Source organism: Sanguibacter sp. Z6_81, from assembly GCF_057180625.1.
The window spans coordinates 183,488-193,887 of record NZ_JBXUFV010000001.1; the positions used below are offsets into that span (position 1 = coordinate 183,488).

General features: G+C 71.8%; 12 protein-coding genes. 9 read left to right on the forward strand and 3 right to left on the reverse strand.

The window, feature by feature from the left end; genetic code table 11:
- Positions 1 to 129: 129 nt before the first annotated feature.
- On the forward strand, positions 130 to 1,296 hold the full coding sequence (locus tag AC2AXK_RS00830) for a phage major capsid protein (protein WP_484343435.1): 1,167 nt from the start codon (positions 130 to 132) through the stop codon (positions 1,294 to 1,296).
- Positions 1,297 to 1,636: 340 nt separating this feature from the next.
- On the opposite strand, the gene AC2AXK_RS00835 is transcribed toward AC2AXK_RS00830, so the two are convergent.
- Positions 1,637 to 1,771, reverse strand: a complete 135-nt coding sequence (locus AC2AXK_RS00835) for a hypothetical protein (protein WP_484343436.1) — start codon at positions 1,769 to 1,771, stop codon at positions 1,637 to 1,639.
- A 269-nt stretch (positions 1,772 to 2,040) separates the two neighbouring features.
- On the opposite strand from AC2AXK_RS00835, the gene AC2AXK_RS00840 reads away from it, so the two are divergent.
- Positions 2,041 to 3,297 carry an MFS transporter gene (locus tag AC2AXK_RS00840; RefSeq protein WP_484343437.1) on the forward strand — a complete coding sequence of 419 codons (1,257 nt, stop codon included), beginning with the start codon at positions 2,041 to 2,043 and terminating at the stop codon, positions 3,295 to 3,297.
- Between the two features lie 123 nt (positions 3,298 to 3,420).
- On the opposite strand, the gene AC2AXK_RS00845 is transcribed toward AC2AXK_RS00840, so the two are convergent.
- Positions 3,421 to 3,951: a VOC family protein gene (locus tag AC2AXK_RS00845; protein WP_484343438.1), complete on the reverse strand. Its 531-nt coding sequence runs from the start codon at positions 3,949 to 3,951 to the stop codon at positions 3,421 to 3,423.
- On the opposite strand from AC2AXK_RS00845, the gene AC2AXK_RS00850 reads away from it, so the two are divergent.
- The 5 genes from AC2AXK_RS00850 to AC2AXK_RS00870 all read left to right on the forward strand — a co-directional run bounded on the left by AC2AXK_RS00850 (position 3,950) and on the right by AC2AXK_RS00870 (position 7,434).
- Positions 3,950 to 4,945, forward strand: coding sequence for a helix-turn-helix transcriptional regulator (locus AC2AXK_RS00850; protein WP_484343439.1), 996 nt, complete (start codon positions 3,950 to 3,952; stop codon positions 4,943 to 4,945). The two genes, AC2AXK_RS00845 and AC2AXK_RS00850, sit on opposite strands and share 2 nt — an antisense overlap.
- 84 nt (positions 4,946 to 5,029) lie before the next feature.
- Entirely contained in the window at positions 5,030 to 5,584 is a 555-nt protein-coding gene (locus AC2AXK_RS00855) for a DoxX family protein (protein ID WP_484343440.1), read from the forward strand.
- Positions 5,585 to 5,663: 79 nt separating this feature from the next.
- The gene (locus AC2AXK_RS00860; RefSeq protein WP_484343441.1) at positions 5,664 to 6,428 is read left to right on the forward strand and encodes a hypothetical protein; all 765 of its coding nucleotides are present in this window, start codon (positions 5,664 to 5,666) and stop codon (positions 6,426 to 6,428) included.
- A complete protein-coding gene (locus AC2AXK_RS00865) occupies positions 6,425 to 7,114 on the forward strand; it encodes a DUF4166 domain-containing protein (RefSeq protein WP_484343442.1) in 690 nt (229 codons plus the stop codon). Before AC2AXK_RS00860 ends, AC2AXK_RS00865 begins: the two co-directional genes overlap by 4 nt.
- Before the next feature lie 122 nt (positions 7,115 to 7,236).
- Positions 7,237 to 7,434: a hypothetical protein gene (locus tag AC2AXK_RS00870; RefSeq protein WP_484343443.1), complete on the forward strand. Its 198-nt coding sequence runs from the start codon at positions 7,237 to 7,239 to the stop codon at positions 7,432 to 7,434.
- A gap of 18 nt (positions 7,435 to 7,452) precedes the next feature.
- On the opposite strand, the gene AC2AXK_RS00875 is transcribed toward AC2AXK_RS00870, so the two are convergent.
- Complete coding sequence (locus AC2AXK_RS00875) at positions 7,453 to 8,943, reverse strand: mechanosensitive ion channel family protein (RefSeq protein WP_484343444.1); 1,491 nt, start codon at positions 8,941 to 8,943, stop codon at positions 7,453 to 7,455.
- Between the two features lie 266 nt (positions 8,944 to 9,209).
- Here AC2AXK_RS00875 and AC2AXK_RS00880 point away from each other — a divergent pair, with 266 nt between their 5' ends.
- Together AC2AXK_RS00880 and AC2AXK_RS00885 are read left to right on the forward strand one after the other, a co-directional pair.
- The gene (locus tag AC2AXK_RS00880; RefSeq protein WP_484343445.1) at positions 9,210 to 9,674 is read left to right on the forward strand and encodes an Hsp20/alpha crystallin family protein; all 465 of its coding nucleotides are present in this window, start codon (positions 9,210 to 9,212) and stop codon (positions 9,672 to 9,674) included.
- A gap of 256 nt (positions 9,675 to 9,930) precedes the next feature.
- Positions 9,931 to 10,389 (forward strand): Hsp20/alpha crystallin family protein, encoded by a 459-nt coding sequence (locus tag AC2AXK_RS00885; protein ID WP_484343446.1) that lies wholly within the window; start codon positions 9,931 to 9,933, stop codon positions 10,387 to 10,389.
- Positions 10,390 to 10,400 lie beyond the last annotated feature (11 nt).

The window sequence follows — 10,400 nt, forward strand, 5'->3', positions numbered from 1 at the left end:
GCACCGCCAGCGGTCACACCGGCGCCACGACGGCACCGGCTCAACCCGTCCGCGAGAGCGCAGCCCGGGACCTCCCCACCTTCAGCGTGCGACGCATGAGCGCACCCTCTCTCCCGGAAGGGAACCATCATGAGCACCAGACTCCACACCCTCCAGGCCGAAGCGAGCTCGGCCACGAAGTCCGCCCGCGCGATCGCGGAGGCAGCAGCCGCGGACGGCCGGCCGCTCAGCGGCTCGGAGAAGAGCGCCTTCGACGCGCACATGTCAAAGGGCCGCGAGCTCCTCGAGAAGATCAGGGGCCTCAAGGCTGACGACGCGATCCTCGCCGAAGCGAAGTCCCTCGCGTCGGAGGTCGGGGGCCACACCGGCCGCGGCCGCGGAGCACCCGCACCCGGCGCCCACGTGAAGGGCTCCTCGTGGGCCGGCAAGGCCGCCTCAAAGATCGCAGACACCGCCGACCAGTACGGCGTGAAGGCCCTCGTCACCGGATCCGTCGACGTCGCCAACGTCATCACGCCCGGCGTCGTCGCACTCCCCGACAACCCGACACGGCTCATCGACGTCATCATCAACCGCTCGAAGCTCGGGGACGGACGAGAGTTCAGCTTCCTTCGACAGACCGTGCGGACGAACAACGCGGCGCCGGTCGCTGACGGGGCGCTCAAGCCGACGTCGGTCTTCACGTTCAAGAACGTCGAGGACCGCGCCCGAGTCATCGCTCACCTCTCGGAGCCGATCCCGGAGCGCTACCTCGAGGACTACCAGGGCATGGTCGCCGTCCTCGAGAGCGAGATGTTCCGCGGCGTCCTGGCAGCGGTCGAGGCCCAGGTCGTCTCGGGCGACGGCGAGGGGGAGAACGTCACCGGGATCCTGAGCACCTCGGGCATCGTGAGCGTCGCCTACTCCGTGAGCCCGTTCACCACCATCCGCAAGGCCCGGACGCAGATGCAGCACCTCGAGGAGAACCCAACGGCGTGGGTCTTCAACCCCACCGACGCCGAGGCGCTCGACCTCACGACCGACCTCGAGGGGCGGTACGCGGTCACGACGTCGAGTCTCGAGAACATCTTCGGGACGATCCCGCGCATCGTGTCGGCGTCGGTGCCGGCGGGCACGGCGCTCCTCGCGGACTGGAACCAGTGCGAGCTGCTGGTCCGCGAGGACCTCAAGCTCGACGCCGACCGATCCGGGGAGAACTTCACGAAGAACCTCGTCACCCTCCGAGCCGAGGGCCGATACGGCTTCGCCGTGAAGCGACCGCAGGCCTTCGCAGCGGTGAAACTCACCGCCGCGTGACCTCGACCGGGTGAGCCGGCGACGTCGGCTCACCCGGGGTAGGGGGTCCAGATCTCTGCGCGACTTCGGTCAGGACCACACCGCCGGCAGTAGTCATTCTCCCCCCGAGTTTCGGGGCGGGTCGGGGCTTTGTAATCGTTGGAATGGCAACGAAAATGAACCCCCCCTCGCCTCGATCACCCCAGGCGTCAACGTCGCCTGACCCAGGCCTCCTCAGGGCTCAGGATCGATGGCCGGTCACCAGGGTCCCCCGCATGACGGGGACCGATCGGCCAGCGCCTACGCCGAGGGGCCGGCGCCCAGTCTGGGCGCCGGCCCCTCGGTGCATCTCAGCCCGCTCTCAGGCCAACGGCCGCTCCCGCTTCAGGACTTCGCTCAACGGCTCGTTGGACTCCTCTGAGAGAGCCACCTCCGTCTTCTCCGCCTTCTCCGCCGCTCTCGGGTCTTCGTCTGCCAGGCTCGCTTCTCGGTTCATGCCTCCATGATGGGCACGACCTCGCAGCGTATGGAAGACCCTGGGCACAGATTGGGCACACTCTCCCGTGAGCCCCCGTGATTCTGTGTCATCTGTAGTGATCAAAAATGGCGGGATCTCGCAGATTCAGCCTCTCACCAGCACCTCGGCGAGAGTTCGAGCCCCACGGGGCCCACAGCGTCGGCATCACTGGCGATCGCCGGCACGGACGTGGCGCGCACCGCTGTACGCCGTCCGGTCACCGCCCACCGCAGGAGGAGCGCCGCCGTATGACCGCGTCCGCCGCCCCGGCACCGCCCGCAGCGCCCGCCCGGGTCGCCTCCCGCGCACGCGTGGCCGTCGCCGTGCTGTTCTTCACCAACGGGGCGCTCTTCGCCAACCTGCTCCCCCGGTACCCGGAGATCAAGGACGCGCTCGGGCTGTCCAACGCGGCATTCGGCACCGCGGTGGCGGCGTACTCGCTCGGCGCTCTCGTGTCCGGGCTCAGCGCAGGGGTCCTCATCCGACGGTTCCGCTCCTCGCGGGTCGCGCTCGTGTCGACCGTCCTCGCCGCCCTCGGGTTCATCGCTGCGGGCGCCGCGCCGTCGTGGACGGCGCTCGCGGTCGGCCTGTTCCTCGCCGGCGCGATGGATGCCATCACCGACGTCGCCCAGAACTCCCACGGGCTGCGTGTCCAGGGGCTGTACGGGCGGTCGATCCTCAACTCCTTCCACGCGGTGTGGAGCATGGGCGCCGTGCTCGGCGGACTCATGGGCGCGGCGCTCGCCCACGCAGGGCTCTCGCCCGCCCGGCACATGGTCGTCTCGGGCGTCACGTTCGCGCTCGTCGCCCTGCTGGCCTGCCGGTGGATGCTCCCGGGCCCCGAGCCGCGCGACCCCGTCGTCCCCGCACCGCAGACGGCACCTGCCCGGTCGACGGTCGCCGGCCACGGCGCCCCCGCTCCCGCCTCCCGCGCCGGCGCCTACGGCATCCTGCTCGCGCTCGTCGTCATCGCCGCGTCGGGCGGGATGGTCGAGGACGCCGGGGCTTCGTGGGCTGCCATCTACCTCGCCGACTCCCTCGGCGCGACAGCATTCGTCGCGAGCTTCGGGTTCATCGCCCTCCAGGGCATGCAGTTCGTCGGGCGGATGCTCGGGGACCCGCTCGTCGACCGGTTCGGGCAACGCGCCGTCGCCCGCACCGGCGGGGCGGTGGTGCTCGTGGGGATGGGCGCCGCCCTGGCCGCACCGGGCGTGGTCGGGACGATCGTCGGGTTCGGACTGGCAGGCCTCGGCATCGCGACCCTCATCCCCGCCGCGATGCACGGGGCGGACCAGATCCCCGGGCTCGCCCCCGGCACAGGCCTGACGCTCGTCAGCTGGCTCCTGCGCCTCGGGTTCCTCGTGTCCCCACCGCTGGTGGGAGCGATCGCCGACGCCACGAGCCTGCGGACAGGACTCGTCGTCGTCCCCGTCGCGGGCCTGCTCGTCGTCGTGTTCTCCCGGGTGCTCTCCACGCAGCGCCACGCCTCCGGGGCCACGACGTAGGCGCGGGCCGCCGGGCGTTCCCCGGCGGCCCGCGGCTCCAGTCACCCAGCGGCCCCAGTCACCCAGCGGCCCCAGTCACCCAGCGACCCAGTCACCCAGCGGCCCAGTGACCCAGCGGTCCCGTCACCCAGCAGACTGGTCCACCGCGATGTCGAGCACCCACGTCACGCCGAAGCGGTCCGTGAGCTGGCCGTACAAGGGCGCCCACGGCGACGCGGCGAGCGGCTGCGTCACGGTTGCCCCGTCCGCGAGCCCGTCCCAGTACCGCTGCAGCTCGTCGGCGTCCGTGCCGCGCACGGACACGAAGAACGGGTCCTGCCCCTGGTCCCACGGCAGGTGGGGGTAGACGTCGTAGGCCATGACCCGGAAGCCGTCCGGTGCGGAGACCTGGCCCCACACGACGTGGTCGGCGGTCGCGGGGTCGGTCGTCCCCATGTCGGCGTAGCTGATGATCGCGAGCTCGCCGCCGAACACGGACCGGTAGAAGGTCAGGGCGTCCCGGGCGTCGCCGCGGAAGTTCAGGTGGGGTGTGACGTCGATGGTCATGGTGGACTCCTCGTCCTCGTCGGGCGGGCCGCTCGGTGCGGCCCTCCCACGAGCATCGACGTAGTAGCGGTCGGTTTCTGTCCTCTTCTCGAGGAAGATTGGGCGCATGGGGTCCTCGTCGCGCATGCTCACGCTGTTGTCCCTGCTGCAGACGCGGCGGGACTGGCCTGGTGACGTGTTGGCCGACCGGCTGCACGTCAGCAGCCGCACCGTCCGGCGCGACGTCGAGCGGCTCCGTGAGCTGGGCTACCGGATCGACGCCGTGAAGGGACCCGACGGCGGGTACCGGCTCGAGGCAGGTGCGGAGCTCCCGCCGCTGATGTTCGACGACGACCAGGCCCTCGCCCTGGCGGTCGCCCTCCAGACCGCGGCCGGGTCCGTCGGGCCTGTCGGCGAAGGTGCCCTGCGAGCGCTCGCGACCGTGCGTCAGGTGCTGCCCTCCCGGCTGCGCCACCGTCTCGATGCCGTGCGGTTCACGACGCTCCCCGAGCACCCGGGTACTCCACGGACGGACCCCGACGTCCTGCTCGCCGTCATGGCGGCCGTCCGTGCGAACGAGGTGCTGCGCTTCGACTACGGCGCGGCGGACGACCCCGACGGCGCGGCTCCCGTGCCGCGGCGCGTCGAACCCCACCACGTCGCCGCGCACGGTGGCCGGTGGTACCTCGTCGCCCACGACCTCGACCGTGACGACTGGCGGGTGTTCCGCCTCGACCGCCTCCGGCCGCGCACACCCACCGGTCCCCGGTTCGCACCGCGGACCGTCCCGGGTGGTGACGTCCGCACCTTCCTCGCCGCCCGCTTCACGGGCTCCGACGAGTTCGGCAACCTTCCGTGCGTCGGTGAGGCCGTCCTCGCCCTGTCGACGCGGGAGGTGGCGCCGTTCCTGCCCGACGGCATCGTCACGGACCTCGGTCCGGACCGCTGCCGGGTGGTCGTCGGGTCCTGGTCGTGGATGTCGCTCGCGGCCGCGCTCGTGCGGTTCGACGTTCCCGTCACGGCGGTGTCGCCGCAGGATCTCCGCGACGCGTTCGCCGTCCTCGCGGGCCGCTCTGCCGCAGCTGGCCAGGGCCTCGAGGCGCGATCAGACGAAACATTTTAGGACTAAAGACACGAATGCCCGTTTCGCGCTACGCTCCGCAAGCCATTCAACATTCAACGACGAAGGCTTGAAGATGGAGCGACGATGACGAACGCAGCCCCGAGCACCCTCGACTCACGCCCGACCGCCGCCCCAGAGACGGTCGTCACCCACGTCGCGGCGCGGCGGATCCTCGCCGTCTTCCGCATCGCGGTCGGTCTCGTGTTCCTCTGGCCCTTCCTCGACAAGGCGTTCGGCCTCGGCTTCGCGACCCCGTCCGACCGCGCCTGGATCCATGGCGGCGCCCCCAGCCAGGGCTACCTGCGCAGCGACGGCGTCGAGGGGCCGGCGAAGGACCTGCTCGCATCCATGGCCAGCCCCCTGTCCGACTGGCTGTTCATGCTCGGCATGCTGGGCGTGGGCCTCGCCCTCGTCCTCGGGATCGGCCTGCGCATCGCCGCCGTCGCCGGCGCCATCCTCATGCTCACGCTCTACGTCGCGAGCTGGCCGTTCAACTCCGGCAGCCAGAACCCGCTCGTCGACCAGCACCTCGTGTTCGCCCTCGCCGTCGTGCTGCTCGCCGCGCTCAACGCCGGGGACACCTGGGGCCTGGGACGCCCGTGGGCAGCACTCGTCGGCCGGCACACCTGGCTGCGCTGACCGCTCGACCGCGCGCCTGTGACCCACCGCACTCGCGCCCACTGTCGCGACATGCTCGTCGACCACTAGCCTTGCGCAAATGGGACATGAGCGCATCTATGTGGAGATCCGGATCCAGACGGATCTGGCCACCCTCTGGACGGCCACCCAGGACCCCGACCTCCACGCCTCATGGGACCTGCGCTTCACGTCGATCACGCACCTGCCGACGCCTGACGGTGACCCGCAGCAGTTCACCTACGCCAACCGCGCGCTGCCGGGCCTCCCCCTGACCGGCGTCGGGATCTCGCTCGGCGAGCGCCACCGGCCCGACGGCGGCTGCACGTCCGCGTTGCGCTTCGCGGCCGACGACGCGCTCTCGCCCATCGCGACCGGCGCCGGGTACTGGCGGTACGTGCCCGACGCCGACGGCGTCCGGTTCCTCACGGGCTACGACTACACGCCTGGCTGGCAGGGCGCGACGCTGGACCGCGTCGTCGTGCGGCCGTTCATCGGATGGATGACCGCGTGGAGCTTCGACCGCCTGCGCCTGTGGCTGGAGGACGGGATCACTCCGCGCGCGTCCCTCGTGCGCAGTCTCGTCGTCCTCTCGGCGCGGGTGGTGGCCCTGGCCACGCTCGTCGTGGCCGCCCGGTCGTCGTCCGGGGGCCCCCGACGCCGGGCTCTCGGGCTCCTCGCCGCAGCAGGTGTCGTGCTGGTCGCCCCGCTGCCCGTCGACGTGCCACGCGCCCGACGCTGCCGGCGCACGCCGGTCGGCGTCGAGCGCCCACCGCGCATCACCGAGCGCGTCAGCGCCTCGCGGCTCCCACCCCTGCCCCACCCCACCCCACAGGAGCGCTCATGATCACCGACCCCGTCTTCGCGCGTGCCCTCGGCAGCGACACCGACCGTCTCCACCCCGAGATGCGGCGCCGGTTCGGCCTGACTCCCGACGGGGAGAACGCCTGCGTGGGGCGCGGCGTCATGGAGGAGATCTGGCGCGGACCCGCCGTCACGGTGCCCTTCCTGTGGCTCGGTGCGTGGCGGAACATCCTCGTGCCGCGGACGGGGACCGACGTGCCGTTCACGATCGAGAACTACGCCTACACCGACTCGCTGGGGCGCGACACCGTGACGTTCGTCCGGACGTTCGAGTTCCCCCGCGGACGCCGCAGCCGCTTCGACGCGACGATGGTCTACGACGCACGCAACGACCGTGTCCTCGACTACCTCGGCACGCACCAGCACCTCGCCGTCGACCTGGACCTCGAGGTCGACGAGCGCGGCGGGCTCGTCGTGCGCACCGGGCCGCAGCGCTTCTACTCGGGCCCGGTCGGATTCTCGTTCCCGATGATCGCCAGCGGGACCGGCGTCCTGCGGGAGCACTACGACGACGACGCGGGCTGCTTCCGGGTCGACCTCACCGTGAGCAACCCGGTCGTGGGCCCGATCTTCGGGTACCGCGGCACCTTCCAGTGCTCCTACTCCGAGCTGGCCGCGGCCACGATCCCTGCCGCGGCGAAACCGCTGCGTGAGGAGTACCGACGGTGAACGGCGCTCCGTGACGACCGGGGCCCGGGGTGCGGTGGTGCGCGCCGCGTCCCGGGCGGACCGGGACGACCGCCGGTAGCGTCGGAGGCTCCACCACCCACGACGACCGCCCGGAGGCTCCCATGATGCAGTGGCAGGAGACCGCGCCAGAGGTGTGGACGGCATCCACGGCCGACCGCGTCTACACGGTGACGAAGAACCACCACCGGTGGCAGTTCCGGTGCACCCCTCCGCCGGCCGACCTGACGGCCGACGGGGCGCTGTGGCCCACGCTCCTCGAGGCCCAGGAAGAGGCAGAGGAGCACAGCCACCTGCCCTGAGCCGCGGCGCCCGGAGGGTCAGGACGAGCGGTCGACCGCCGTCGGGCCGTCCGGGTCCGAGCTCTCGTCGTGGCGCCCCGGCTCGTCGGCGTCGATGGAGATGCGCGCGATCCGTGCGGTCTTCTCCCGCTCGTCGATGACGTCGCGCCCGGGACCGGAGAACGCCTTGAGACGCTCGCGCGCCGCCGGGCTCCCGGTGAACAGTCCGCCGGCTGCGGCCTCCGCCGCGCTGAGCACCTGCGTCTCGGCGACGTCACCGAGCCCGCCGCGCGGGTCGCCGTCGGCGGGATGGACGCCCCGGGTGGGCTCGGCCAACCGCATCCGCACGCCCGGTCGAGCGACCCGTACCGGGATCCGCGCCGGCAGACGCGGCTGCTCGGCGGCCGGGGGCGCGGGGGCGGCGTGTCCGGCCGGGGCGGCCTCGGGCGGGAGGGCCCCGGGCGGAGGCTCGGGGATCTCGGGCGCCCCCTCGGTGACCCGCACCCGCGGGACACCCTGGGGGGCGGAGCGCTGCAGCCACGTCACGAGGCCCTCACGGAGATAGCAGCGCAGGTCGAACAGCGTCCCGGCGTCGACGGCGCTGGCCATCGCGCGCACCCGGACGAACCCACCCACGGCGTCGGTGATCTGCAGGATGCCCACGCGCTTGTCCCAGAGGTCGGTCGCCGCGAGCAGCCGGGTGAGCTCGGCGCGCATGGCCTCTACGGGCACGTCCCAGTCGAGGTCGATCTCCACCGTGCCGAGGAGGTCGGCCGCCCGGCGCGTCCAGTTCTGGAACGGTGTCGTCGTGAAGTACGTGCACGGGAGGATGAGGCGTCGGTCGTCCCAGATGTGCACCACGACGTACGTCATGGTGATCTCCTCGATCCGCCCCCACTCTCCCTCGAGCACGACGACGTCGTCCACGCGGATCGCGTCCGTGAAGGCGATCTGCATCCCGGCGAACACGTTCCCCAGGGTCGACTGGGCGGCGAGACCGGCGACGATCGACACGACACCGGCGGAGGCGAGGAGGCTCGCGCCTGCCGCCCGGGCCGAGGGGAAGGTCAGGAGCACCCCCGCGAGCGCGCACAGGACGATGACGGCCACGGTGACGCGCCGGACCACGGTGATCTGCGTGCGCACGCGTCGCGCGTGCCGGTTGTCCGCGACGTCGGTGCGGAACCGGAGCAGGGCACCGTCCTCGATGACGAAGGCGAGCGCTCCGACGAACCACGCGCCGACGATGATGAAGGCGATGAGCAGCAGGTGCTCCGCGAAGGGGAGCCAGCCCTGCGAGGGAGCCGTCACGAGCCGGACCGCGATCCACACGGCGACGACCATGAGCACCGCTCGCAGGGGTCTGCGCATCCGCCGGGACAGGTCCTCGGCCATCCAGCTCCGGCTCGCGAGGCGTCGGGTGAGCACGGAGATGACGGTTCCGAGGACGAAGGCCACGACGACTGCGCCGAGGACGCTGAGAACTGTCAGGAGCACGTTGGTCGCGTCAGGGACGTCGGCTTCGGGCATGCGTCCACGCTAGGCGCCGCGCTGGGGGATGTCATGACGATCGGGTGAAGAACATGTTGTGACCAGCGGCGATGCACCGCCCGGAACCGCGCTGCGGCAAGCCCAGCGCGGTGTCCGCCGTTCGCTCACGGCGAACACGCCCGGTTGGCACTCGCCGTGCGCGAGTGCTAAAAAAATGTCCCGTAGCCGCACCGGCCGCCCCAGGCGGGCCGGGTCGCGCAGAGGCCCCGGACGGTCCGGGGTCGTCGTCAAGGAGGTGATGGGCGATGGCTACACGTTGGGACCCCTTCCAGGAGATGGACCGCCTGCTGGGCTCGGTCGTCAGTGGCGCGCGCAACGCTGCCCCGCTGCCGATGGACCTCTTCCGCTCCGGCGACCACTATGTGCTCACCGTCGACCTGCCGGGCGTGGACCCCGGGTCCATCGACGTCTCGGTGGAGCACCGCACCCTGACGATCCGCGCCGAACGCACCCCCCGCTCCCACAGCGACGCGCAGTGGCTCGTCCGCGAGCGCCCGTCCGGCACCTTCGCCCGTCAGCTCACGGTGGGCGAGGGCCTGGCTCTCGACGAGATCGCCGCCACGTACCAGGACGGCGTGCTCGCCCTGACCATCCCCGTGAGCGAGCAGTCGAAGCCGCGCCGCATCGAGGTCACGCACGCCGGGTCGAGCACCGTCGGCGCCGCCGGCTCACCCGAGGCGATCGAGTCCGCGCAGACCGTGGACGCCTAGGAACCTCCGGGGACAGGAGGAGCGAGAGCTCCCCTGCGCTCGACCGCCCCGCCACGTCCTGTGCGGACGAGACGGGGCGGCCCCGTGTCCGGACTCAGCGGGCGCCAGCGATGGGCGGCGACGGGAGCGCGACCTCGCCGAGCATGCGCTGTCCGCACGTGCTAGAACGGACATACGGCCTGAAACGGGCATGGCTCGCGGTCGGCACGGTTGCGCTCCGGAGAGTCCGGAGCCGTTGTCCAGGAGGTAAGCACTCATGGCTACACGTTGGGACCCCTTCCACGAGATGGACCGCCTGCTCGGCTCCGTCGTCAGCGGCACGCGCAACGCCGCCGCGATGCCGATGGACCTGCTGCGATCCGGGGACCACTACACGCTCAACGTCGATCTCCCCGGGGTCGAGCCGGACTCCATCGACGTCTCCGTCGAGGACCGCACACTGACCATCCGCGCCGAGCGGAACGCCCCGTCCGACGGCGACGCGCAGTGGCTCGTCCGCGAGCGGCCCGCGGGCACCTACGCACGTCAGCTCACGGTCGGCGAAGGCCTCGCGCTCGACAAGATCGACGCCGCGTACAACGACGGCGTGCTCTCGCTGTCCATCCCGGTGAGCGAGCAGTCGAAGCCCCGCCGCATCGAGGTCGCCCACACCGGGGGCAACCGGACGGTGGGCGGCGGCAGCACCGAGGCGATCGGGCAGCACGCCGGAGCCTGACCCGCGCGCGC

Excerpts from the sequence above, each read along its gene's own strand:
- AC2AXK_RS00830 (WP_484343435.1), top strand. The coding sequence starts at position 130 with ATGAGCACCAGACTCCACACCCTCCAGGCCGAAGCGAGCTCGGCCACG.
- AC2AXK_RS00835 (WP_484343436.1), bottom strand. The coding sequence starts at position 1,771 with ATGAACCGAGAAGCGAGCCTGGCAGACGAAGACCCGAGAGCGGCGGAG.
- AC2AXK_RS00840 (WP_484343437.1), top strand. The coding sequence starts at position 2,041 with ATGACCGCGTCCGCCGCCCCGGCACCGCCCGCAGCGCCCGCCCGGGTC.
- AC2AXK_RS00850 (WP_484343439.1), top strand. The coding sequence starts at position 3,950 with ATGGGGTCCTCGTCGCGCATGCTCACGCTGTTGTCCCTGCTGCAGACG.
- AC2AXK_RS00845 (WP_484343438.1), bottom strand. The coding sequence starts at position 3,951 with ATGCGCCCAATCTTCCTCGAGAAGAGGACAGAAACCGACCGCTACTAC.
- AC2AXK_RS00855 (WP_484343440.1), top strand. The coding sequence starts at position 5,030 with ATGACGAACGCAGCCCCGAGCACCCTCGACTCACGCCCGACCGCCGCC.
- AC2AXK_RS00860 (WP_484343441.1), top strand. The coding sequence starts at position 5,664 with ATGGGACATGAGCGCATCTATGTGGAGATCCGGATCCAGACGGATCTG.
- AC2AXK_RS00865 (WP_484343442.1), top strand. The coding sequence starts at position 6,425 with ATGATCACCGACCCCGTCTTCGCGCGTGCCCTCGGCAGCGACACCGAC.
- AC2AXK_RS00870 (WP_484343443.1), top strand. The coding sequence starts at position 7,237 with ATGATGCAGTGGCAGGAGACCGCGCCAGAGGTGTGGACGGCATCCACG.
- AC2AXK_RS00875 (WP_484343444.1), bottom strand. The coding sequence starts at position 8,943 with ATGCCCGAAGCCGACGTCCCTGACGCGACCAACGTGCTCCTGACAGTT.
- AC2AXK_RS00880 (WP_484343445.1), top strand. The coding sequence starts at position 9,210 with ATGGCTACACGTTGGGACCCCTTCCAGGAGATGGACCGCCTGCTGGGC.
- AC2AXK_RS00885 (WP_484343446.1), top strand. The coding sequence starts at position 9,931 with ATGGCTACACGTTGGGACCCCTTCCACGAGATGGACCGCCTGCTCGGC.